The 25,093-nt window shown below is 41.7% G+C and carries 23 protein-coding genes; 1 reads left to right on the forward strand and 22 read right to left on the reverse strand.

What is annotated here, in order from left to right; all coding sequences use genetic code 11:
* Window positions 1–30 precede the first annotated feature (30 nt).
* The 22 genes from AAEU28_RS18895 to rpmH form a co-directional block, all read right to left on the reverse strand.
* Window positions 31–408 carry a hypothetical protein gene (locus AAEU28_RS18895; protein ID WP_421965493.1) on the reverse strand — a complete coding sequence of 126 codons (378 nt, stop codon included), beginning with the start codon at window positions 406–408 and terminating at the stop codon, window positions 31–33.
* A 192-nt stretch (window positions 409–600) separates the two neighbouring features.
* Window positions 601–3,462, reverse strand: a complete 2,862-nt coding sequence (locus AAEU28_RS18900) for an insulinase family protein (protein ID WP_421965494.1) — start codon at window positions 3,460–3,462, stop codon at window positions 601–603.
* A gap of 365 nt (window positions 3,463–3,827) precedes the next feature.
* Window positions 3,828–5,942 (reverse strand): winged helix-turn-helix domain-containing protein, encoded by a 2,115-nt coding sequence (locus tag AAEU28_RS18905; protein ID WP_421965495.1) that lies wholly within the window; start codon window positions 5,940–5,942, stop codon window positions 3,828–3,830.
* Between the two features lie 169 nt (window positions 5,943–6,111).
* Window positions 6,112–6,528, reverse strand: a complete 417-nt coding sequence (locus AAEU28_RS18910; protein ID WP_421965496.1) for a F0F1 ATP synthase subunit epsilon — start codon at window positions 6,526–6,528, stop codon at window positions 6,112–6,114.
* A 14-nt stretch (window positions 6,529–6,542) separates the two neighbouring features.
* Complete coding sequence (gene atpD, locus AAEU28_RS18915) at window positions 6,543–7,928, reverse strand: F0F1 ATP synthase subunit beta (protein ID WP_058031478.1); 1,386 nt, start codon at window positions 7,926–7,928, stop codon at window positions 6,543–6,545.
* A gap of 32 nt (window positions 7,929–7,960) precedes the next feature.
* Window positions 7,961–8,821 carry a F0F1 ATP synthase subunit gamma gene (gene atpG / locus AAEU28_RS18920; RefSeq protein WP_421965497.1) on the reverse strand — a complete coding sequence of 287 codons (861 nt, stop codon included), beginning with the start codon at window positions 8,819–8,821 and terminating at the stop codon, window positions 7,961–7,963.
* A gap of 57 nt (window positions 8,822–8,878) precedes the next feature.
* Window positions 8,879–10,420: a F0F1 ATP synthase subunit alpha gene (gene atpA / locus AAEU28_RS18925; protein WP_058031480.1), complete on the reverse strand. Its 1,542-nt coding sequence runs from the start codon at window positions 10,418–10,420 to the stop codon at window positions 8,879–8,881.
* A gap of 14 nt (window positions 10,421–10,434) precedes the next feature.
* Window positions 10,435–10,968 (reverse strand): F0F1 ATP synthase subunit delta, encoded by a 534-nt coding sequence (gene atpH / locus AAEU28_RS18930; RefSeq protein ID WP_058031481.1) that lies wholly within the window; start codon window positions 10,966–10,968, stop codon window positions 10,435–10,437.
* Window positions 10,969–10,983: 15 nt separating this feature from the next.
* The gene (gene atpF / locus AAEU28_RS18935) at window positions 10,984–11,454 is read right to left on the reverse strand and encodes a F0F1 ATP synthase subunit B (protein WP_058031482.1); all 471 of its coding nucleotides are present in this window, start codon (window positions 11,452–11,454) and stop codon (window positions 10,984–10,986) included.
* 41 nt (window positions 11,455–11,495) lie between these two features.
* Window positions 11,496–11,729, reverse strand: coding sequence for a F0F1 ATP synthase subunit C (gene atpE / locus AAEU28_RS18940; protein ID WP_349284987.1), 234 nt, complete (start codon window positions 11,727–11,729; stop codon window positions 11,496–11,498).
* Window positions 11,730–11,785: 56 nt separating this feature from the next.
* Window positions 11,786–12,643 carry a F0F1 ATP synthase subunit A gene (gene atpB / locus AAEU28_RS18945; protein ID WP_421965498.1) on the reverse strand — a complete coding sequence of 286 codons (858 nt, stop codon included), beginning with the start codon at window positions 12,641–12,643 and terminating at the stop codon, window positions 11,786–11,788.
* 15 nt (window positions 12,644–12,658) lie between these two features.
* Window positions 12,659–13,039 carry an ATP synthase subunit I gene (locus AAEU28_RS18950; RefSeq protein WP_130254907.1) on the reverse strand — a complete coding sequence of 127 codons (381 nt, stop codon included), beginning with the start codon at window positions 13,037–13,039 and terminating at the stop codon, window positions 12,659–12,661.
* Between the two features lie 138 nt (window positions 13,040–13,177).
* Entirely contained in the window at window positions 13,178–14,134 is a 957-nt protein-coding gene (locus tag AAEU28_RS18955; protein ID WP_421965499.1) for a ParB/RepB/Spo0J family partition protein, read from the reverse strand.
* A 14-nt stretch (window positions 14,135–14,148) separates the two neighbouring features.
* The gene (locus AAEU28_RS18960; protein WP_058031487.1) at window positions 14,149–14,934 is read right to left on the reverse strand and encodes a ParA family protein; all 786 of its coding nucleotides are present in this window, start codon (window positions 14,932–14,934) and stop codon (window positions 14,149–14,151) included.
* A gap of 12 nt (window positions 14,935–14,946) precedes the next feature.
* On the reverse strand, window positions 14,947–15,567 hold the full coding sequence (rsmG, locus tag AAEU28_RS18965) for a 16S rRNA (guanine(527)-N(7))-methyltransferase RsmG (protein WP_138483157.1): 621 nt from the start codon (window positions 15,565–15,567) through the stop codon (window positions 14,947–14,949).
* Between the two features lie 16 nt (window positions 15,568–15,583).
* Window positions 15,584–17,473 (reverse strand): tRNA uridine-5-carboxymethylaminomethyl(34) synthesis enzyme MnmG, encoded by a 1,890-nt coding sequence (gene mnmG / locus AAEU28_RS18970; RefSeq protein ID WP_421965500.1) that lies wholly within the window; start codon window positions 17,471–17,473, stop codon window positions 15,584–15,586.
* A 426-nt stretch (window positions 17,474–17,899) separates the two neighbouring features.
* Window positions 17,900–18,343, reverse strand: coding sequence for an FMN-binding protein MioC (gene mioC, locus AAEU28_RS18975; RefSeq protein ID WP_421965501.1), 444 nt, complete (start codon window positions 18,341–18,343; stop codon window positions 17,900–17,902).
* Window positions 18,344–19,025: 682 nt separating this feature from the next.
* Window positions 19,026–20,390 carry a tRNA uridine-5-carboxymethylaminomethyl(34) synthesis GTPase MnmE gene (mnmE, locus tag AAEU28_RS18980; RefSeq protein ID WP_421965502.1) on the reverse strand — a complete coding sequence of 455 codons (1,365 nt, stop codon included), beginning with the start codon at window positions 20,388–20,390 and terminating at the stop codon, window positions 19,026–19,028.
* A 151-nt stretch (window positions 20,391–20,541) separates the two neighbouring features.
* Window positions 20,542–22,185: a membrane protein insertase YidC gene (gene yidC, locus AAEU28_RS18985; protein ID WP_421965503.1), complete on the reverse strand. Its 1,644-nt coding sequence runs from the start codon at window positions 22,183–22,185 to the stop codon at window positions 20,542–20,544.
* Between the two features lie 8 nt (window positions 22,186–22,193).
* Window positions 22,194–22,487: a membrane protein insertion efficiency factor YidD gene (yidD, locus tag AAEU28_RS18990; RefSeq protein WP_138633454.1), complete on the reverse strand. Its 294-nt coding sequence runs from the start codon at window positions 22,485–22,487 to the stop codon at window positions 22,194–22,196.
* A gap of 81 nt (window positions 22,488–22,568) precedes the next feature.
* Window positions 22,569–22,997 carry a ribonuclease P protein component gene (gene rnpA / locus AAEU28_RS18995; protein WP_058031496.1) on the reverse strand — a complete coding sequence of 143 codons (429 nt, stop codon included), beginning with the start codon at window positions 22,995–22,997 and terminating at the stop codon, window positions 22,569–22,571.
* 6 nt (window positions 22,998–23,003) lie between these two features.
* Window positions 23,004–23,138, reverse strand: a complete 135-nt coding sequence (rpmH, locus tag AAEU28_RS19000) for a 50S ribosomal protein L34 (protein WP_008488847.1) — start codon at window positions 23,136–23,138, stop codon at window positions 23,004–23,006.
* 552 nt (window positions 23,139–23,690) lie between these two features.
* Between rpmH and dnaA the strand changes: the two genes are divergently transcribed.
* On the forward strand, window positions 23,691–25,088 hold the full coding sequence (gene dnaA, locus AAEU28_RS19005) for a chromosomal replication initiator protein DnaA (protein WP_421965504.1): 1,398 nt from the start codon (window positions 23,691–23,693) through the stop codon (window positions 25,086–25,088).
* Window positions 25,089–25,093: the final 5 nt, after the last annotated feature.

Genomic DNA, 25,093 nt, shown 5'->3' on the forward strand with positions numbered 1-25,093 from the left:
TCTTTCTGCTGATAATGACACAAGCACACTCTAGTTTGCTGGAGCGCCTAAGTGCTCTATTTCTGTTCTATACACTCGAGATTTATCATCTAAGTAGACATTTAATACCGTCTGTTCTTGTTCAGAAATAGCGACTTTATAATATAAGCTGCACGCGAGTTGACAGGTCTCCTCACAGCGCTCTCCCTCTCCAAGCATATTGTTTAACTCACTGAGCGTCATACCTATTAGAGAACCTGCAGAATGAAAAGAGTAAGCTGCTCTCTTTCGATAAGTATGATGCTTTAAGCTCACATGGTCTGAATATACAAACCAACTGATACGGTCAAACTCAAACTCACCGTTTACTACTTCACTACTTCTGCCAAAGAAACAGAATAGAGAAATAAGAAAAACTAATTGCTTCATTTTCTAACCTGAGCTCCCAAACAACCGCTGAAAAATCCAGACTGAAAATAAGTAGGCTAAAGACCCCCTCAACCTACTTGTACAATTTAATCAGCAAGATCTACTTAACCTGAACTTTGGTTAAGAGATTTTCTAGCGTATTGATATTGAATAAGTAATTGCTGAAGATATATTGTCTATCCAGATTTCAGGTTACTTACTAAACTCGAAATACCCGCCCTTAGAGTCATCCCCTTTTAGTTGTAGTAAGACAGTTTCTGCTTGGTACTCGAGTAAAACTTGTTTATAGACATCGAGTACTTGCTGTTTATTTAACTTTTCAAGTGCTTGCTCGTAACGCGCTCTTGAATCAAACTGGTAGTTACCTTTCTGCCAATCAGAGAAATACGGCTGAGATTCAACAAAAATATTCTCAGGCTTTTTCTTCAGCTCTTTTATCAAGCCTTGCTTTACTGTTGTAATATCTTGTTCTGACACTTGTTCTAAACCGCTGTAAAAACCGACTATAAAGTTGTCAAACTCGGTTTTAATCTCGTTAAGTGAAGCATCAGCGCTTTCCATAAATACACTAAATGCCGGAAACTCGTGAACTCTGAACGCCCGACTGCCAACAGCATAAGCCATTTGCTTTTCAGTTCTTAAAGTCTTAAATATGGCGTTATTAAACAGCTGATTGATCACTTTCAGAGCTGATAGTACCGGTAAAGATTCTTGCGGATAGATATAGCTCTCTCTAAGGTAAGTATTATCAAACGGCGTGGTAACTTTCTTGTTGAGTGCTGAGCCTTTAACAGGTTTATATTCATCAAGATATATCGGCTTATTGACTTGGCTTGTGTCACCTAATATTGAGCGCACTGAGTTGGTAATGGTTTTTATCTCACCTTCGCCGTATTGACCAAACGCGAACAAATCGACATACGTTGCGGTTAATAACTGCTTATGCATTGCTTTAACATCTGACAGTGTCACGGTCTCAAGTTGAGCAATTATTTCTTGCGGTGACCAATGCATGGCCTCAGTTTTAACTAATTGCCCAAAATAAAGCTCTGATTGCTGGATTAACGGCAACTTATCAAGATTGCTTAAATTTTCACTGTAGAGTTTTTTAGCACTGTTAAAGCGAGATTCTTTAAACTCCATATCAGCCATTGCTTGAAACAGTTTTTGAGCATAATAGCCATGTTTTGCCGTTTTCCCGGCAATGTTTATGGCTAAATTACCGTTTGATGTTTGCAATAACATCAAATTTGTTTGATGACGCTGCTGAGCACGTACGCCGAGTCGCTGTAAGTCTTTCAGCATCATGAGGCTTAATAAGTTGGTCAACGTGTGACTTTTAAGGTCTTGGTTCAGTTTTGGGCTTTCAAGTGAAATCGCTATGACGCCTTGCTTCTGAGTAAAATGCTTACTTGTTTTTAACCATGCCCTTACCCCTTTGTCATTGAGAAGCTGTTTTGGTTTATCTGATTGCGTGATGATTTGCACATCATGTTGTGCAGCATCTAACTCAGGTTCATGAAGATTAAACTTCAAACCAGAGCTTGCGGCGTAAATGGTTTTGTCTTTTTTCGATAATGGTGCGACCTGATACCCGCCATCGGCATAACTTAATTGAGTATCAACTTGTTCACTACCGCTGACATGCCAAATGCGCGCCTTATCAAGGGTAAGGTTATTGAGCACCTGTTCAATTGCTTTTGCATTAAAGCCTGAGAAATACGTATCAAAATGCAGAATATCTTTTGCCGGCACGCTATGCATCATACGGCTAAACTGTCTTGCTAAATGCAATGCTGAGGGTTTTTGATAGTCATTGAACAAACCTTGTAATTGCTGTTTTAGCTCTGCACTGTAGCCCTCGTTTATGCCTTCTTGCTTCAATAAAGCAACATAATCAAAAAAGGCAGCGATAATTTTATCTTTGTTCTTTTTGCCCTTTTCAGTTAGTTGAAATTGTATTAGTGCAGTTCCTTCGCTGCCATAAGCATTAGGAGATAACATAGGCAGCACCATATGAACTAGCTCTTGCTCAATCAGTTTAGCAGCCAAAGAACCTGGCTCGTGTGAAGACAACAACATATTTAGATATGCATTGGGCTTGTATTGCCAAGTCGTAAAATTATTCTGCAGCGGGAATTGCAACATTAATAAATCAGCTGCCACTTTTGTTTTTAGCTTAATTTCTTTATTTAGCGTGTCTTGTGTGAATACTGGTAAGGTAATTCGCGGATCAGCAACCTCCCAGTTTGGTAACTGAGCAAAGTGCTTTTTAGCCAGCTTTTTTAACTCGTCAATCGATTGATCACCAACCAAAGTTAAAGTCATGATATTCGATGAGTAGTACTTTTGATAAAAGTCTTGCATCGCTTTGTAAAGACTAAGCTGCCCGTGCCCAGTTTTATTTTGCAAGGTTGCTTTATTACCCACCCCCAACTGCTTAATTGGGTGTTCTGGGTTTACCGTATTCGCTAATGTACGACTGACCACAAACATATCTTGCTGTCTAAGACGTTGCCACTCTTGCTCTATTGCCGTGAGTTCTTTATCTATGTTTTCTTTTTTAAATAAAGGCGCAGCAATGGCGTCTGACAACATTGTCAAAGCCGTGTCAAATTGTGCACTTGAAATAGTAAAGAAATACGTGGTCAGCTGTGCTTCTGTCATCGCATTGTAGTGACCATTGTGCTTGGTAATGAAGTCTTTCAAAGTATAAGGGGTCGGGTAAGACTGAGAACCTTGGAAAATCATATGCTCAAGAAAGTGCGCCAAGCCTTGGTAGTTTTCAGGATCATGAAATTGCCCCACTCCAACACTTAAACTCACCGCTGATTCAGCAACTGAAGGGTCTGACACAACAACGACGCGCAACCCATTATCTAAACGCATTTCACCGTAGCTACGATCGTCATGTTGGCTTTTTACAAAACCGGCTTGTGAAAGCTGTGTAGGCGTAGCCAATGTTGTATATGCGCGGTCGTGAGTGCTTTGTGCAGCAGCATAATGCGACATCAGTGCCAGCGTGATTAAAGCAAGTTTGTTTCTTAACATCATATCGGTATGTCCGTATTCGCAATCAGAGAGTGGACACATATTGCGTTGAAAAATACGCTTGCTCAAATTAGGCGAAAAATAAACTTAACTCATAATTTCATAAAGTTAAGCTTAATTATTAGGAAACGATAAGAAACTCTTTATAAGTATATTAGTTACCAAACCTGTGGTGAGAATAAAAAGCAGCTAGTAACGGCAAATCCATCATATTTAAAATGGCTAATGAATTAATGAAAGCATAAGAAGAAACTACATTTTTAACACCCACATGCGTCTAAGAACTCACGACGTGAATAAAAAGAAGAAAAGCGCCGTGGTTTTAATTAAACATCTGGCGCCCTTAATAAAAAGTTAATCGCATTAACCTATTGCAGGCTAAAGCTGTGTAAAACAACCTCATTGTTGCGAGGTTCAATTCTGATATGGAGTTGACTCGTTTCATCTAGCAAAATCGTAGCAAAGCGATCATTTTCACGAACTTCTTTAGGTAGCAATAGGTGTTCTTTTATGGCAAATGTTTTTAGATCAAACTGTTTCATACCTTCTCTATCTGTAAAATAAAACCCCGTTTTTAAACGAGTAAAGGTAGGAAAAATAGTATCCGTTTTTGCTATCTGAGATTCAAATCCCAATTTTCTTAGGTCATACACGCGTAATTCACCATAGAAGTTTTGCGTAAGGCAACGATATTCCTCAAAACAGCTAAACCACATGATATCTTTTATCGGTAAGCGTTTACGCGTACCTGATAGCACATCAATAACGACGGCATTATTTTCGCCCGCAATTTGCTCTACGGCCGCCAAACGCCCACCAGACATGACTTCTATCGTTAACACTTTCCCTTCAAATTCTAGTCTTTTTATTAGCTTTCCATCTAGGTCTAACACAGATACAGCTTTATTATGTCTTACAAAAAGATGCCTTTCATCAAGAGAGGGCTTAATCTTTAAGCTATGTTCATCAAAAGAGATCTCTTGCTGCTTAGTGCCGGCATCGTCATAAAAGCTCAATATGCTTGAGTTGCTTGCGGGGAATAAAGCCAAAACAACAAGCTGTTGTGATTGTTTTAAGCGAATTGCGCTGTTTATATTACCCTTATAATCCAGGTTAACTTTTTTTGTTTCGCTAAAAGAATGTAAGTCAATTACCACTTCAAAAGGCAAAGTTTGAGCAATACTTTGAGATTCTGATATTTTAAATACGTTTTGGAATGCCTGCTTAGAATCATTTTTCTTAATTTCAATACTTTGCTTATTTATCTCATCGTACTTATAGAGTGACTGAGAAGATAGACCAAAGAAATATAGATCATCGTTAACAAAGTTTAAGTTGTTAATCATCAAGTCATCGCTAAACAATTTTGATGCATAGCTACCTTCAATGTCCGTGTAAAAAACATCTGAATTCTCGGGTAAAACTCTGAGAAAATAGATTTTATTGCTAGCTATATCTATGGCCTGTAAATAATCGCCATAAGACCTTTCTCCTGGCGCTGTAATTCTCGAGGTTTGCTCACGAACTTTATCATAGGTATAAATGGCGCGTATATTTTGCTGGTCACGATAGCCTAAGCGGTCGAATACCAGATAACGATCATCATATTCTATCAATGAGCGAATATCGCCGCCGCATTCCATAACTCTTTCAGCCGGCGTGTCTTTTAAATAATTAACACGCCAAATACCACACTCGTTCTCAATGTTCTCCTCCCTGTAAAAAACGTCAGTATATATGGCTGAAAAGCCCAACAAAGTCAGTTTACTACCAGCAAAAGAAATCTGTTTTGAGACCTCACCTGTTAGTGCTTGTACTGTGATACCTTGTTCACCGCCTGATTCAGTTACATAAGCGTAAACGTTGTTATTAGGGTGCACTTTAAGTTGACTAAAACTCGCGTCTTGCCAGCTTAATATTTGTGTTGATGCGTCACTGAACTTGCGAAGGGCAACCTCATTTGACTGCGTTGGACCTTGCTGGTGGATAAACCAATAGCCAATTATGGCCAAAACAAACACCACACAGGATGCCAATAAAATACGTAATGAGAAATTATAGGGTGGGTGCTTTGGTTGACTCGGTATGCTAGCCGCTGGGGTATTAATTACACCAATATTGTTCTGCTTTCCATCGAAACCGACGAGCTCTCTATCGACAGCAAGACTATAGCCTTTGCGATAGTGCGTTTTGATTATTGTCCCTTTAAACTTATCTGATTTAAGCAATTTTCTCAGCTCAGACACCGCGCGATTTATGGCATTATCGTCAACATAATGTTGTCGCCATACATGCTCAATTAAGTCTTCTCGAGTGATGATTTCTTCATTATTGAGGAGAAAATAACATAATAATTTATAAAGTAGGGGCTCGAGCTCTCGACTTATATCACCATCGCTAATGACTTGTCGTTTCGGATCAAGTTCCCACTGTGCGAACTTAACCTGCACAATGGCACTGCTAAAATTGAATTCCTTCATCATACATCTCGTTTACAGCCAAGCTAATGTCCTACTTAACTCTTTGTACCGTTTTTATACTTTATTGCTGATTCTAAAAAAATGTATAAATAACATCAATATATAGATTTTTAAATTGCAATAAAAAAGCCCGCACTTTGCAGTGCGGGCTTTTTAAACCAGATAGGATGTATTATTTGCGTAGCTGGCGAATAACACGTAGCTGAGCGATTGCTTCTGCTAACTGTACAGCTGCAGCATGCGTATCAAGCTCAGACGTCGTGCCTGAAGCCATTTGTGCTTGCGCTTCACGCTTAGCTTCTTCAGCAGCCTGCTCATCAAGTTCTTCACCACGGATAGCAACGTCCGCAAGAACGGTTACTGTCTTAGGTTGAACTTCAAGCGTACCACCAGCAACATAGATGATGTCTTCAGAACCATCTTGTTTAACTAAACGTACCATACCAGGTTTTAGGCCAGTCAATAGTGGCGCGTGACCAGGATGAATACCTAGCTCACCTTCACTACCTGTCACTTGAATAGTGGTTACTTCACCAGAGAATACACTCTGCTCTGCACTTACTACGTCAAGATGTACTGTCATTGCCATAACACCCTCCTAAATTACATGTTTTTGGCTTTTTCGATCGCTTCGTCGATTGAGCCAACCATGTAGAAAGCTTGCTCTGGCATGTCATCGTATTCACCGTTTAAGATGCCTTTGAAGCCAGAGATAGTGTCTTTCAGTGAAACGTATTTACCAGGTGCACCTGTGAATACCTCAGCAACGAAGAACGGCTGAGATAGGAAACGCTGGATTTTACGTGCGCGAGATACAACTTGCTTATCTTCGTCAGATAGCTCGTCCATACCTAGGATCGCGATGATGTCTTTTAGCTCTTTATAACGCTGAAGTACAGTCTGAACGCCACGTGCTGTGTCGTAGTGCTCGTTACCAATTACTTGAGGGTCAAGCTGACGTGACGTTGAATCAAGTGGGTCTACCGCTGGGTAGATACCAAGTGATGCGATGTCACGAGAAAGTACAACTGTTGCATCTAAGTGCGCGAACGTCGTAGCTGGTGATGGGTCAGTTAAGTCATCCGCAGGTACGTATACCGCTTGGATAGACGTGATTGAACCAGTCTTAGTAGACGCGATACGCTCCTGAAGTACACCCATTTCTTCAGCTAGTGTAGGCTGGTAACCTACCGCTGATGGCATACGACCTAGAAGTGCTGATACCTCAGTACCCGCTAGTGTGTAACGGTAGATGTTATCTACGAAGAAAAGTACGTCACGACCTTCGTCACGGAACTTCTCAGCCATAGTTAGACCCGTTAGTGCAACACGTAGACGGTTACCCGGTGGCTCGTTCATCTGACCGTATACTAGAGATACTTTGTCTAGTACGTTTGAATCGTTCATCTCATGGTAGAAATCGTTACCCTCACGAGTACGCTCACCAACACCTGCGAATACTGAGTAACCGCTGTGCTCGATTGCGATGTTACGGATAAGTTCCATCATGTTTACGGTTTTACCTACACCGGCACCACCGAATAGACCAACTTTACCACCTTTAGCGAATGGACATACAAGGTCGATTACCTTGATACCAGTCTCTAAAAGCTCTACTGAACTTGATTGATCTTCGTATGAAGGCGCAGCACGGTGAATTGACATACGCTCGTCTTCACCAATTGGACCTGCTTCATCGATTGGCTGACCAAGTACATCCATGATACGACCTAGGGTCTTAGTACCAACTGGAACCTTGATTGGCTCGCCTGTGCCTTCTACTGAAGTACCACGACGTAAACCGTCAGTAGTACCAAGTGCGATACCACGTACCACACCGCCACCTAGCTGCTGTTGAACTTCTAAAGTCAAACCAGCTAAGTCGCCATCTGTAACTTTTAGTGCGTCATATACGGCTGGCACGTTGTCTTGTGGAAACTCGATGTCCACAACGGCGCCGATAATTTGGACGACCTTACCTAAACTCATGTCTATTCCTCTCGTTAAACTTTGCCGAAGCGTTATACAGCTGCCGAACCGCCTACAATCTCACTGATTTCTTGTGTGATTGCAGCCTGACGGGCTTTGTTATAAACAAGTTGCAGCTCATCCATTAGGTCGCCTGCGTTATCAGTTGCGGCTTTCATCGCAACCATACGGGCAGCCTGTTCAGAGGCAGCATTCTCAACTACACCTTGGTAAACCTGTGATTCAATGAAACGAACCAATAGCGTCTCTAGGATCGCTTCTGGGCCCGGCTCATATAGGTAATCCCAAGCGTGAGCTGATACTTCTTCTTCAGCTTTTGGCAAAGGTAATAACTGTTCGATCGTTGGCTCTTGCTTCATGGTATTTACGAATTTGTTATATACCACGAATAAACGGTCAATTTTGCCTTCAGCGAATGCGTCTAGCATTACTTTTACAGGACCAATTACGTCCTGAATTGAAGGTGCATCTCCAAGACCCGCTTTTTTAGCGAGTAAATCACCGCCGAAACGTTGGAAGAAACCAGCAGCTTTGCTACCTAAAGTAGCGAATTCAGCTTCAACGCCTTTTTCTTTCCACGCTTTTACGTCTTGTGTGATTTTCTTAAACTCGTTTGAGTTTAAACCACCACATAGACCACGGTCTGTAGAGATGACAATATAACCAACTCGCTTCACATCACGCTCTTCTAAGAACGGGTGATGGAAGTCAAGATTTGCTTGAGCAACACGACCGATCACTTTGCGTAAGTTCTCAGCGTATGGACGGCTTGAAGCCACACGGTCTTGTGCTTTCTTCATTTTAGAAGCAGCAACCATTTCCATTGCGCTGGTGATCTTCTGAGTATTCTTGATACTCCCGATCTTGCTTTTAATCTCTTTTCCGCTGGCCATGACTCTCTCTCCGAATCAAGGTGAGCATTCTAAGAACACTCACCATCCATAACTAAATTACCAAGTTTGCGTTGCTTTGAACTTCTCTAGAAGTTCTTTAAGCTGCGCTTCGATCTCAGCGTTGTAGTTACCTGTTTCATTGATTTGAGCCATTAGCTCTGCGTAAGTGCTGTTTGCGAAACCGATTAGGCCTTCTTCGAAATCACCGATCTTGTTGATTTCGATGTCTTGTAGGAAACCTTTCTCAGCAGCAAATAGAGACAGAGACATTTCAGCAACAGACATTGGTGCGTATTGTTTCTGCTTCATTAGCTCTGTTACACGCTCACCGTGCTCAAGCTGTGCACGCGTTGCATCGTCAAGGTCAGAAGCGAACTGAGAGAACGCCGCTAGTTCACGGTACTGAGCTAGCGCTAGACGGATACCACCACCTAGTTTCTTAACGATTTTAGTTTGCGCTGCACCACCTACACGAGATACCGAGATACCAGCGTTAACAGCTGGACGGATACCTGCGTTGAATAAGTCAGTTTCTAGGAAGATCTGACCATCGGTGATTGAGATAACGTTGGTAGGTACGAATGCAGAAACGTCACCACCTTGAGTTTCAATGATTGGCAATGCCGTCAATGAACCTGTTTTACCTTTCACTTCACCGTTAGTGAACTTCTCAACGTAATCAGCGTTTACACGTGATGCACGCTCTAGAAGACGTGAGTGAAGGTAGAATACGTCACCTGGGTATGCTTCACGGCCTGGTGGACGCTTAAGTAGTAGTGAGATCTGACGGTAAGCAACAGCTTGCTTAGACAGATCATCATATACGATTAGTGCGTCTTCACCGCGGTCACGGAAGTATTCACCCATAGTACAACCAGCAAATGGCGCTAGGAATTGTAGCGCTGCTGATTCAGAAGCTGATGCAACAACAACGATAGTGTTTTCAAGTGCACCGTGCTCTTCTAATTTACGTACTACGTTAGCAATAGTAGACGCTTTCTGACCAACCGCTACGTACACACACTTAACGCCTGTGTCTTTTTGGTTGATGATAGCATCGATTGCTAGAGCCGTTTTACCAGTCTGACGGTCACCGATTACTAGCTCACGCTGACCACGACCAACTGGGATCATCGCATCGATAGACTTATAACCAGTTTGTACTGGCTCATCTACTGATTGACGCTCGATTACGCCTGGTGCGATTTTTTCAACTGGCTCGAAACCATCGTTGTCTAGTGCACCTTTACCATCGATAGGCTGACCTAGTGTGTTAACAACACGACCAAGTAGACCACGACCAACTGGTACTTCTAAGATACGACCTGTAGATTGTACTTTTACGCCTTCTTTAAGGTCAGCGTAAGGACCCATTACTACTGCACCTACTGAGTCACGCTCAAGGTTTAGTGCGATAGCATAACGGTTGCCAGGAAGCTCGATCATCTCACCTTGCATACAGTCAGCTAGACCGTGGATGCGGATGATACCGTCAGTAACAGATACGATAGTACCTTCGTTACGTGCTTCACTAACAACTTCAAACTGTTCAATACGTTGTTTGATCAGTGCAGAAATTTCAGTGGAATTAAGTTGCATGCTCTTTTTCCCAATTACGATTGTAGCGATACCGCTAGGCGGTCCAACTTGCCTCGGACAGACCCGTCAATCACGGTGTCACCAGCTTTGATAACTAAACCGCCAACAACGGTTTCGTCGATGCTACAATTCAGCTTAACTTTGCGTGCGAAACGTTTTTCAAGTGCCGCGACCAGTTTGTCTTGCTGCTCAGCAGCAAGTTCAGTTGCAGAAACCACGTCTACGTCGATTTCTTTATCAAACTCTGCTTTAAATTCAGCAAAGATTTCAGCAACTGCTGGGATGGCGGCTAAACGTTCATTTTCGGCCATCAGCTTGATAAGATTTTGACCTTGTTCGTTGAGCTGTTCAGCACAAACTTTGATGAAAACATCAGCTTGTTCTGCAGCTGTTGGAATGCTAGCTAGTAATGAACTTGCTTGCTCATCGCTGGCCACTTGACCAGCGAAGAACAGCATTTCATTCCATGCTTCAACATTGCCTTTTTCAACGGCAAGTTCAAAAGCTGCTTTAGCGTATGGGCGAGCGATAGTAGTCAATTCAGACATGCTCAGACCCCCTACTTAAAGCTCAGCGACAAGTTTTTCAACGATGTCACTGTGTGCAGCTTGGTTAATCTCACGCTCTAAAATGCGCTCAGCACCAACTACAGAAAGCGTAGCAACTTGCTTGCGTAGCTCTTCTGAAACTCGGCTGCGCTCTGATTCAATTTCAGAGTGACCTTGAGCGATGATTTTTTCACGTTCTTGCTGACCACGCGTTGTCTCTTCGTCAACGATAAGCGCAGCACGCTTCTTAGCTTGTTCAACGATATCAGCTGCTTGAGCTTTCGCTTCTTTAAGCTGCTCAGCAGCTTGTTTACGCGCAACTTCAAGTTCTTGTTCAGCTTTATCAGTGGCAGCTAAGCCATCTTCAATCTTTTTCTGGCGAGCTTCAATTGCACCATTTAACGGTGGCCATACGTATTTCATACAGAAAAGTACGAAAACCGTAAATGCAATTAATTCACCTATTAGAGTGGCGTTTAAGTTCACAACCGCTCCTCCTTAAAATAGTAAGCTGTTCAAAAATAATATTAAAGTACGAACAACAATACCATTGCGATACCAACACCGATCATTGCTACAGCATCGATTAGACCAGCTAGGATGAACATTTTAACTTGTAGTGAAGGTGCAAGTTCAGGTTGACGAGCACATGCTTCTAGGAATTTACCACCCATGTTACCGAAGCCGATCGCAGTACCGATAGCACCAAAACCGATAAGTAGAGCAACAGCGATGAATTTTAAACCTTCTACTAGTTCCATTTTTTTCTCCAAAGTTTCTTAAAGTTAAAGTTAAAGTTAATAAAATCTATAAATAATTAGTGGTTATCTGAGCTAGCCATACTTAAGTAAACAACTGTCAGCATCATGAATACGAATGCTTGAAGTACGATTACTAAGATGTGGAACACTGCCCAAATGAAATGCAACGGAAGCTGCATAAGACCAACTGCGCCGATAAGGATGAAAATCAATTCACCAGCGTACAAGTTACCGAACAAACGCAGAGCTAGCGAGAATGGCTTAGCAACCAGCGCAATTGTTTCAAGTAATAAGTTACAAGGGATCAAGAAGATCATGGCAATCTTATTGTTAGAGCTGAACGGGTGAAGCGTTAATTCAGCAATGAAACCACCAATACCTTTCATCTTGATTGAGTAACCGATCATCAGTAAGAACACACCAATAGCCAGTGCAGCTGTTAGGTTGATGTCAGTTGTTGGTACAATTTTCATGTACACATCGTGTGAGTCCATACCAAATGCAGTTTCACCAACGAAACCAGCAAATGCAGGTAAGAAGTCAACAGGAATAAGGTCCATCAGGTTCATTAAGAACACCCAAACAAAGATTGTTAGGGCTAATGGCGCAATTAGAGCACTTTTACCGTGATAAGTGTCGCGTACGTTGTCGCCAACGAACTCAACGATCATCTCGATGAAGCACTGAAACTTGCCAGGTACACCTGTGGTTGATTTTTTAGCGGCGCTACGGAAGATCCATAAGAAAATAAGACCTAAACCGATAGACCATGCGAGGGTATCCACGTGCCATGTCCAGAATCCACTGTCCGCACATGCTTTATTGAAGGCTAAACCGGCATCGGTTGAACACATCTTAGCATTGGTCAAGTGGTGCTGAATATGGCTCGATAGAGTCACTTCTTCTGCAGCCATGTTTTATCCCAAAAGTTAATGATTAAAAAAAATCGGTGAAAACCACTGTGCAAACATCACTAATATATAACAACAGAAAAATGGCAAAGCCATGACAGCAAAGTGCTTAAATATTAGTGCAAACAAGCAAATGGTAATCAAAAATTTTAATCCGTTGCCTCGTTTTATCGAGTCAAACACTTGTTCTGCTTTACTGGCGCCCATATATCTGAATGCATATAAAGCAAATACAAAATTAGGAAGTACCATAACTAGACCGCCAGCTAATGCTGAAGCGCCTGCTTGTACTCCCCAACCAACTAAAACTATTACTGCAGCGATTGTTGCTACGATACCCTGAAGTAAAACACCTTTTAATGCGGCACGCCTATATGGGCCTGCTAACGAATTTGTCACTTTTAATTTACCTTAATGACGCAAAAATTTATCAGGGTATGAAAACTGGCGAAATTATACTTATTTTTGGTGATTTTGCAACTTGCAGCGACGAAATGTGACACATTTTCAGCGCCACTTTCGTCTAATAATTATGCGTTAGGAAGGTTGTTGTAGATCTGGCTGAATTTGGCTAAGAATGCCATCTAATTCATCGAGATTTGCATAGGAGATGACCAGTTTTCCTTTGCCTTTTTGATTGTAATTAATCTCAACTTTCGCCCCTAAATTTTCAGCCAACTGTTGTTCTAACAATCTGACATCAGGGTCTTTTTCTTTTGTTTGTTTTTTATCCGCTGGCTCAAGGATTGAACGCACTAATTTTTCTGTTTCACGTACCGTCAACGCTTTTGCAACGGCTGTTCGAGCCGCTTCTGATTGCACTTCACCAGTCAGAGCAAGTAAACAACGGGCATGACCCATTTCGATGTCACCATGCTCTAACAATTTCTTTACATCATCGTTGAGGTTATTTAAACGCAATAAATTGGTGACCGTAGTACGAGATTTGCCTACCGCCTCTGCAACTTGCTGATGTGTTAATTCAAATTCGTTCAATAAACGCTCAAGTGCAACTGCTTCTTCCATGGCATTCAGATCTTCACGCTGAATGTTCTCAATCAGTGCAATGGCAACCGCCGCTTCATCGGCAACGTCTTTAACTAAACAAGGAATAACATCGAGTTGTGCCAACTGTGCAGCACGCCAACGGCGTTCACCGGCGATGATTTCGAACTTTTCATGGGCAATTTCACGCACAACAACAGGTTGCAGTACGCCCTGTGCACGAATTGAACTGGCAAGTTCTTCTAGCGCTTCTTCAGACATGTCTTTACGTGGTTGATATTTGCCACGCTGAAGCCACTCGATTGGTAAACGACGAAGTTCATTATCGGTTTGTGAAGTACTGGTTGTCGATGCAACTTCTTGCTCAGGTGCAGTGGCCGGTAATTCAGGTTCTGGTGCTGCTACTTCAACAGGCACAGCCGGAGCTGGTTTTGCTGAACTTAATAAGGCATCCAAGCCTCGACCTAAACCACGTTTTTTTACTGACATTTATTATTATCCTCTCACGCAACAGCAGCCGTTTGCTGCTCTTTACGTCTTAACATTTCACCGGCTAATGCTAAATATGCTTTTGCACCGCTTGATGCTCTATCGTAATACATGGCTGGCGCACCGAAACTTGGCGCTTCGGCTAAACGTACATTTCTTGGGATCACTGTACGGTATACTTTCTCACCAAAGTGCTGTTTTAATTGTTCAGACACATCATTGGCAAGTCGATTACGCGGATCGTACATAGTGCGCAGAATGCCTTCAATCTGTAAGTTAGGGTTTACCAACTTAGCAAGCTGAGTGATGGTATCCATCAAGGCAGTTAGACCTTCTAATGCGTAATATTCACATTGCATAGGCACTAAAACAGAATCCGCTGCCGCCATGGCATTGACTGTCAGCATATTCAATGAAGGCGGACAATCAATAAAAATAAATTCATACTGATCTTGAACTGCCTCTAAGGCATTTCTTAATCTTACTTCTCGAGCGAATAATTCCATTAATTTAACTTCTGCTGCGGTAACATCACCGTTTGCAGCAATTAAATGATATTCGCCAGACGTTTCTTTACAAACCACGTCATTGATTGGTGTTTCTTCGATTAACAAATCGTAGATGGTGGCAACCTCGCCATACTTATCAACACCACTACCCATAGTGGCGTTACCTTGTGGGTCTAAATCGATAAGTAATACTTTGCGTTTGGTTGCGGCCATTGATGCGGCAAGGTTTACGGCGGTGGTTGTTTTACCCACGCCCCCTTTTTGGTTTGCGATTGCAATAACTTTTGCCACTTTACCCTCAACTTAGTCTTTTGACAGAATAATTAAATGTCGCTCAGCATCTAATTTAGGCACATCTAAACTAATATCTTGTTCGAACTTGGTACCCGTTGGCAGGTTTTCAAGTTCTTCATCAGGAAATTGCCCTTTCAAAGCAATAAATCGACCTGAGTCATCAATTAAATGCGAACACCACTGCACCATATCTTGTAATGATGCAAATGCACGGCTTAGTACCCCGTCTAATTTAACACTTGGTTGATATTCTTCAACTCGAGACTGTACTGGCGTGACATTATCTAACCCTAATGCATGTTTCACCTGCATTAAGAAGCGCACACGTTTGCCTAAACTATCCAGTAATACAAATTGGGTATCAGGTAAAGCAATAGCAAGTACAATGCCCGGTAAGCCAGGGCCTGTACCTACATCAATATAATGCTTGCCTGTTAAGTGAGGCGCTACCACTAAACTATCCATGATATGTTTCACCATCATTTCTTTAGGATCACGTACAGAAGTTAAGTTGTAGGCTTTATTCCATTTATCAAGCAATTCGACATAAGCAACCAGTTGTTGCTGTTGTTTGTCGCTTAGCACAATATCCGTTTGTGCTAATAAAGAAGTCAGTAATGGTTGTAACACAGTCTACCCTTGCGGCTTATGCTGACTTACGAAGTAAGCCCTGCTTTTTCAAATAGACTAATAATAGCGAAATCGCTGCTGGGGTGATACCAGAAATACGAGATGCTTGACCAATAGTTTGCGGTCTGGCATCAGAAAGCTTGGCAACCACTTCATTCGATAAGCCACTTACTTGGCTATAGTCGTAGTCAGCAGGAATTTGCGTTTCTTCATGACGCATCAATTTTTCGATTTCATCTTGCTGACGAGCAATATAACCTGCGTATTTGGTTTGGATCTCAACTTGCTCTAATGCTTGCCAGTTGTCTGACTCAGATCCAAGCCCTTCGATTTTATATAGATCAACTTGTGCAACTTCAGGACGGCGGATCAGATCTTCTAAACTTGCTTCGCGCGTTAATGGCTTTTTAAGCAGCGCATTAACTTGGTCAAGTGCCGGGTGATCTTTGTGGATCCAAGTACTTCGAACGCGCTGTGTTTCTTGTTCCATCACTTCGAGTTTTTCATTGAAAGCCGCCCAGCGCTCATCATCGACTAAGCCTAGTTCACGACCTTTTTCTGTTAGGCGAAGATCAGCATTGTCTTCACGAAGAAGAAGACGGTATTCTGCGCGGCTAGTGAACATACGGTACGGTTCTTTAGTACCTAATGTTGCAAGGTCGTCAATCAGTACACCTGTATAAGCTTGGTCTCGACGTGGTGTCCAAGCATCTTTGCCCTGTACTTGTAATGCCGCATTCATACCTGCGATCAAACCTTGTGCACCCGCTTCTTCATAACCAGTCGTGCCATTGATCTGACCGGCGAAGAATAGGCCATTAATAAATTTGGTTTCTAAAGATTGTTTTAAATCACGCGGATCAAAGAAGTCATATTCAATTGCATAGCCAGGGCGACAGATGTGCGCGTTTTCAAACCCTTTAATTGAACGAACAATATCGAGCTGAATATCAAACGGTAAACTTGTCGAAATACCATTCGGATAAAGTTCATAAGAAGTCAGGCCTTCAGGCTCAACAAAAATTTGGTGCTTTTCTTTATCAGCAAAACGAACCACTTTATCTTCAATAGATGGGCAATAACGTGGACCAATACCTTCAATGACACCTGCGTACATTGGTGAGCGATGTAAATTATCACGGATCACATCATGAGTTTTTTCATTGGTATAAGTAATGTAACAAGGGATCTGTTGTGGGTGATCGCTTTGCTTACCCATAAAAGAGAATACCGGTGTTGGTGTATCACCCGGTTGCTCTTGCATCACTGAGAAATCAACTGTACGGGCATCAATACGTGGTGGCGTACCCGTCTTAAGTCTGTCAACTCTGAATGGCAGTTCTCTTAAGCGTTTTGCTAATGCAATTGAAGGTGGATCGCCGGCTCTACCGCCAGAGAAGTTTTCTAAACCAATATGAATTTGGCCACCTAAGAATGTACCAACAGTTAGAACTACCGTTTGTGCACTAAAACGTAGACCCATTTGAGTCACGACGCCTTTAACTTGATCTTGTTCAACAATGAGATCATCACAAGACTGTTGGAAGATCTTCAAGTTTTCTTGGTTTTGCAAAATGTCTTGGATCGCTGCTTTATAAAGTGCGCGATCAGCTTGTGCACGAGTTGCTCTAACCGCTGGACCTTTAGACGAGTTTAAAGTTCTAAATTGGATCCCGCCTTTGTCGATCGCTTTGGCCATTGCACCACCAAGTGCATCGATCTCTTTTACCAGATGTCCTTTTCCGATCCCGCCAATTGCTGGGTTACATGACATTTGGCCTAAAGTATCCATATTATGGGTTAACAATAGGGTATTCATGCCCATGCGTGCAGCCGCTAATGCAGCTTCAGTACCTGCATGACCGCCACCAACAACTATTACATCAAAATGTTCATGATAAATCATCTACGGGATCCTACTTAAAACAACCGGTGAATTTTGAAAGGATGCGTATTCTACCTAGAAAAACTCAGAAGTGAAACGCTTAAATATTAAACAGCCTAGAAAATACGAAAAAGTGATCACTAATTATATATAAGGATCTTTTTAAAGATCTTTTATTAGATCTTACTATTAGTGATCGTAAGATCTGTGTGTAACTCTAACTACATCTTTAAAAGCATAAACTTAGATCAGATCAATAGATGTGAATTAGATCGGATCTTACTCGGTATAAGCGTTGATCAAATCGGCGTTTTATTCACAGCCTCAGATCGGGAAATATTTATCCAAGGGATAAGTATGCGTAGATCAGCAGTTAGATCAAAGGTTATCCACAATCCGATCTGATATATGAGGATTTTGTGAATAACTTCTGTGTAAAAGATCTTTCTAGTTATCTGCCAATTTTTCGATCAAGTTTGGCAGCCAAGCTAAAGCAGTATCTTCTGGCAAGGCTTCATCAAGCACATTGATCTCTAATGGTGCTAATAAAGACTGTGATCCTTTGCTTCTTAACAGTGCATCACAGTTCTTTGCAGCATAGTTATATGTGTCGTAACTACTGTCGCCAATTCCGACAACTGCATGTTTGAGCTGTGACAAAGAAGATTGCGCTGTTATTTGCTCAATAAATGACAGTAAATTGTCTGGATAATCTCCAGCACCATAAGTCGAGGTTACCACCAGCCAATTTGCCTGTTGGCAATCATCAAAATTTGGCTGCTCATGAAGCACGGCTTCGAAACCTTGATCTTCAAGGGCTTCTTGAAGTTGCTCAGCGACATACTCCGCTGATCCCATCTGGCTACCTACAATGATGTCAACTTGCGGCATTTAACTCATCCTATCTACTTTGAGCGGCTATCATAATGTGCCTGTGGAAGAAGTAAAGAGGGGATTTAAACTTGGGATAACTTTTAATGCCTATGAAATCAGCATTTTTAACTCAATTTACTGATTTATAATAAATTAATAATTTATTCCTCGTTGTTCTTTAGTTGTTAATTTGTGGATAAACTGAGTGAAAGTTGCGTCTAGTTTATTTTCTTCGATGAGTTAAGGGGCTTAAAAAGATCTTTTTTTAGGTTTTTGTGGTGATATTTTAGCAATGTGGATAGACTGCTTGTGTATAACTCGATCTTGTTTATTTTGCTTCACTTACTTTTGGATCTAAAAAATAAGTTTATATAATTAAATGTTCTATAAATTCTGAAAATAGATCCGAATAGGGAGGTTAAAGGTCTATTTATTGGTCTGATCAAACTGTACTTTGCTGATTGATCGGCTCTGAGGTTTGTTTTTTCTCGAAAGAGATCGCTTTTTGGTGACGTGATTCGTCTGATTTAATCCAAGGAAGCCTTAAAAGTTGGGGGTTTGCAGCACGGCGATGAGAAGAATTAAAGGTTTTTAACTTAGTCTAGGTTTTGGTTATTTAATTTGATGAAATAATGGGCTGGCTTTTAGGAAAATGAGCGCCACAAAAGGGGATATGCGGCGCTTTTGAGCGGGTATACCGTTACTTACCGATACAAAATGAGCTGAAGATCTTACCAAGTAGATCATCAGAGCTAAACTCACCGGTGATCTCATTTAAATGTTGTTGAGTGAGGCGTAATTCTTCAGCCAAGATCTCACCCGCTACATGCATTTCTAGCTGCGTTTGTCCGATATCTAAATGCTCGGCGGCACGCTCTAAGGCGTCTAAATGACGACGTCTTGCCATAAATCCGCCTTCAGTGGCACCGGTAAAACCAATACATTCTTTGAGATGTTCACGCAGCAAATCGACACCTTCGGTGCTTTTAGCACTTAAGCGAAGTAGGGGATACTGACCCGCTTTATCGAGATTTACCGCTTCATTTGAGAGATCGATCTTGTTGCGTACCACAGTCACTTTCATACCATCAGGCAACTGCTGCATAAACTCAGGCCAGATCTGCATAGGGTCGGTCTCTGTGGTATCTGTGCCATCAACCATAAATAGCACATGATCGGCTTGGCGAATTTCATCCCATGCGCGCTCAATACCGATTTGCTCAACTTTATCAGGGCTTTCCCGAAGACCTGCTGTATCAATGATATGTAGCGGCATACCATCAATGTGAATGTGCTCTCTCAGTACGTCTCTCGTGGTGCCTGCGATGTCAGTCACGATGGCCGCTTCTCGTCCTGCTAGGGCATTCAGTAGCGAAGATTTACCCGCATTAGGACGACCTGCTATCACCACGCGCATACCTTCACGCATAATGCTGCCTTGCTTCGCTTGTTGGCGCACTTCATCGAGTTGCGTGATGATGGCTGCTAAATCGCCAGCGACTTTACCGTCTGATAAGAAATCGATCTCTTCATCTGGGAAGTCGATAGCAGCTTCAACATACATACGCAGGTGAATGACTTTTTCCACCAGCGTATGAATGTGTTTTGAGAAATCACCTTGCAGCGAGTGTAGGGCGCTTTTGGCAGCTTGTTCGCTGGTTGCATTGATTAAGTCAGCAATGGCTTCAGCTTGTGTTAAATCCATTTTATCGTTTAAGAAAGCACGTTCTGAGAATTCACCAGGTTGCGCTAAACGTACGCCTTCAATTTGGCAGATCTCTTTTAACAGCATGTCTATTACAACGGGTCCACCGTGGCCTTGAAGCTCTAATACATCTTCGCCCGTGAAAGAGTGTGGGTTATTGAAGAATAGGGCAATACCTTGGTCAAGCTGCTCGCCTGAAAGACTATTGAAAGAAAGATATTCAGCATATCTAGGCTTAGGACATTTGCCTAAAATCTTTTCGGCTACGTGAGTAGATAAGCTACCCGAAACTCGGATGATGCCTACACCACCACGACCGGGCGCGGTAGCTTGTGCGACTATGGTGTCTTGATTAATCATGGATTCTTTTGCTGAGCAATTACAATACTGCAATTGTACTCTAAAGCATCAGTGTCAGCCAGATTGGGCAGAGTTGAGAAATATAAGTTATCAAGGCTGAAACAAAAACGCCTGCAATAAGCAGGCGTTTTGGAATATTTAAAGTAGGCGATTAGTCGCGAACTTTGATCCCTTGTTTTTCCATACCACGATAGATGTAAAGCATCTGTGCAATGGTGATCAAGTTAGATACTAACCAGTAAAGTACTAGACCTGATGGGAATGGGAATAAGATGAAGAAGAATGTAAATACGATTGGCATGTACGTCATCATCTTTTGCTGCATAGGATCAGTTACAGTCATAGGCTGCAGCTTCTGCGTTAAGAACATACTTGCACCAAATAGAATTGGTAATACGTAGTATGGGTCTTTTGCTGATAGGTCTGTTAGCCAGAACATGAATTCGGCATGACGTAATTCAGGTGACTCTAGGAATACATAGAATAGCGCTAAGAAAATAGGCATTTGCAGTAATAGCGGCAAACAACCACCCATAGGGTTTACTTTCTCTTTGCGGTAAAGCTCCATAGTAGCTTGACCCATCTTTTGACGGTCATCACCATAGCGCTCTTTTAATTGCATCATCTTAGGTTGAAGCGCACGCATCTTAGCCATAGACGTGTACTGCGCTTTAGTCAGTGGGTAAAGCGCCATCTTAACTAAAATAGTGATAGCGATGATTGCCACACCCCAGTTACCGATGAAGCTATAAAGTAGTTTTAGAAGTACAAGTAGTGGCTGAGAAATAAACCATAACCAACCGAAGTCTACTGCTAAATCTAGGTCTTCATGGATAGCTTCAAGTGCATCACCATCTTTTGGACCCATGTAGAAAGTCGAGTTAATGTTGGTCGTGCTGTTTGCTTGTACATTTACCGCTTCGCCTTTAATACCAATGATACCTTGGTTATTACGCAGTAATGTATAAACCGTGTTGTTTACGGTTTGGTCTGGTACCCAAGCACTTAAGAAATAGTGCTGAATGAAAGCAATATAACCACCTTGCGTGTTTTTGCTTAAGTTCGCTTCAGCCATATCTTCGAAGCTATACTTTTCGTATGGCTCTTCAGAAGTACCATAGGTTGCGCCTAAGTAAGTTTGGTCAACCATGCTGCCTTTTGCTTGCACAGTGCGCTTAACTTGCGTGTAAAGCTGGACTTGGATTGGGTCAGCAGTGGTGTTGTTGACTGTGTATTCTAGTGCAACATCATACTTACCTGCTTTAAATACATAAGTTTTTGTGTACTGAACACCTTTGTTATCAACAAAAGTCAGTGGTACACGCAACTCATCGCCTGATAGTTCATACGCTTTTTGTGGCGCGGTATAAACAGGGCGACCTTCAGGGTTTGCATCCGGGCCATGTAATCCAATTAAACCGCTTTGTGAAATATATTGGCGGCCTTCAAATTCACCTAACAGTAAAAATGGTGTATCGCTGCCATGTGTTTCTGCGTGTTGTAATAACTTCGCTTCAACAACATCACCGCCTTTGGTGTCAATTTTTACATCTAGTACGTCAGTTTTAACTGTGATAACTGAACGAACTGCTTTAGTAACTGCGGCTGGTACATCGTTTTGAGTTGATGCTGGCACATCATCATCTTGCGCGATTGATGAAGAAGGTGCAGTGACTTGTTGTGTAGTGGCACTGGTATCGGCATTCGCTTGAAGTTTTTCATTATTCCACTCTTGGAACAATAAAAACGACACAAGCAATAAACCGATAAATAAAAACGTGCGTTGTGATTCCATAACAGCTCTTATTTCTCGTGTTGGTGTTTAACTTTGTTGGACTTCTCAGGTACGGGGTCATCCCCACCTGCGCTTAAAGGGTGACATTTTAATATGCGTTTGAGCGCTAACCAACTCCCTTTTATCGATCCATGACAATTAATTGCCTGAATTGCATAACTGGAGCAAGTTGGATTAAAGCGACAGTGAGGACCAAGTAACGGACTAATAAAATTTTGATAGCCTTTAATTAGCACAATTAAAGCAAGTTTCGGCAGGCTTAATAGCCATGCAAAGGTCAACTTTTTTTTAGCTTGTGCCATGGTCACGCATTGAATGTTTAAAAGGTGAGCTAAAGATACCTTAAATAGGGGGGTAAAGCTATTCAGCAGAAGTTTAATACACTACTTTTGCTGAGTTTTAGCTGGTTTCTTACCTTTATAAGGACGCTTTTTGTAAGGTTTAGGTTTTGGCGCACCTGGCTTACAACGTTCATTTATTTTTAACCAAAGTTTATTAAGCTGTTTAGTTAGCTCTTCATTTGATTGTTCATCAACACCTGATTTAACCATCAAGACAATATCGATGTTATCAAGTTTATGTTGATTTAAACGAAAGCTCTCACGGGCAAGGCGTTTAATGCGGTTTCTTTGAACAGCCAGTTTGCAACGTTTTTTAGCAACAGTGAGACCTAGTCTTGGTTGACCAGCTTCATTTGGTTTAGCTAATAAAGTAAAGAAGGGTGTTGCTGCACGAGCAGGTTCATTGAATATACGGGAGTAGTGCGAGGGAGTTAACAGACGTAACTCCCTGCCAAAGCTAAAGCTTTCCACTAATGATTAAGCAGAAAGTACTTTACGACCTTTAGCACGACGACGTGCTAAAACTTTACGGCCGTTAGCAGTAGCCATACGTGCACGGAAACCGTGAGTACGCTTACGCTTTAATACGCTAGGTTGAAAAGTTCTTTTCATAACAATTCCATCCGATCGGTTAAGGTTAAAACATCCTATGCAGGTCGCGATCCTGGCACAGGTGCCATTGCGAGCGCGAGATATTAATGCCGAGGACGACGAAAGTCAATGATAATCTCATTTACAGGGCAAAATAGTTGTAAAAATAATCAACTTGATTCGCCCTATATAAAAGCGGCTGCATTATACCCGTGATCGAGATAAAAAGGATAGCAGATCTTAAAGGATCTGATCTTATTTGGGTTTTCCACAGGTCTTGGGGTCAATCTGAACAAAAGCTTGGGAAAACTTAATTTGATCACAATTATCGCGTGTGATCTTGGTTGTTTTTTGTTATGATCTATTGCTCGGATCTAAAATAAAAACCTTTATAAAACATGTATTTAATTATTTTTATCAACAAGATCCTAGTTTTTGCAAAAGTCAATATTGAAGTTGTGGATAAGATCAATTCATAATACCCGGCTTCCACTTATATTTTATGATAATAATTAATCAATTCTTGTACTCTTTACTATGTACGGGAATATTAACCCATTGGAGTTGTTCAGCGTGTATCTGTCTGTTTGGCAAAGTTGTTTATATGTGTTGCAAGATGAATTGCCATCTCAGCAATTTAGTATGTGGGTCAGGCCACTGCAAGCAGAGAGTACCGATGATACTTTGACCATTTATGCACCTAATCGCTTTGTTTTAGATTGGGTTAGAGAAAAGTATCTCAATCGTATCAATGAGTTATTAGTTGAAATTTGTGGTGATGAAGCGCCTGAGTTGCGTTTTGATGTTGGCACTCCAGCGGCCGCTCAAGTAAATATTGCTGCAGAGCAGACAAATAATGTCTCACCTCAAGCGACTAGCAGCGAACAAGCTAAAGTAACAGCTCAGCCTGTTACTGAACAAAAAGTAGAGCCCGCCCCTAAATCTGGTTATAAATCTAATATTAAAGAAAACTATACGTTTGATAACTTCGTTGAAGGTAAATCAAACCAGTTAGCTAAAGCGGCTGCAACGCAAGTTGCCGACAATCCGGGTAATGCGTTTAACCCTGTCTTTATATATGGTGGTACAGGCTTAGGTAAAACTCACCTTTTACACGCGGTGGGTAATGGCATCATGGAAAAGAAAAAAGATGCCAAAATTGTCTACATGCACTCTGAACGTTTTGTTCAAGACATGGTTAAGGCACTTCAGAATAATGCCATTGAAGAATTTAAGCGTTATTACCGCAGTGTTGATGCTTTGATGATCGATGATATTCAATTCTTTGCAAACAAAGAGCGTTCGCAAGAAGAGTTTTTCCATACCTTTAATGCTTTATTAGAAGGCAATCAACAAATTATTTTAACCTCTGACCGTTACCCGAAAGAAATTGAAGGGGTAGAAGACAGATTAAAATCTCGTTTTGGTTGGGGTTTAACCATTGCCATTGAGCCTCCTGAGCTTGAAACGCGTGTGGCAATCCTGATGAAGAAAGCACAGCAGAGTAATATTAATTTACCGCATGAAGTGGCTTTCTTTATCGCGAAAAAATTGCGTTCAAATGTACGTGAATTAGAAGGGGCGCTTAACCGTGTGATTGCAAATGCAAACTTCACAGGTCGTCCAATCTCTATCGATTTCGTAAAAGAAGCACTGCGTGACTTATTAGCACTACAAGATAAGTTGGTTACGATCGATAACATTCAACGTACGGTTGCTGAGTACTATCGTATTCGCGTGTCTGATCTATTATCCAAGCGTCGTAGTCGTTCGGTTGCAAGACCAAGACAAGTGGCGATGGCGTTATCTAAAGAATTAACAAACCACAGCTTACCTGAAATTGGTGATGCATTTGGTGGTCGAGATCACACCACTGTGTTACATGCTTGCCGTAAGGTAAAATCTCTTCGTGACGAAAGTCATGAGGTAAAAGAAGATTATCAAAATTTAATTAGAACATTGTCGTCTTAATTTTC

It is taken from the genome of Pseudoalteromonas sp. SS15 (assembly GCF_049257195.1).
In the GTDB taxonomy this organism is placed as follows: domain Bacteria; phylum Pseudomonadota; class Gammaproteobacteria; order Enterobacterales; family Alteromonadaceae; genus Pseudoalteromonas.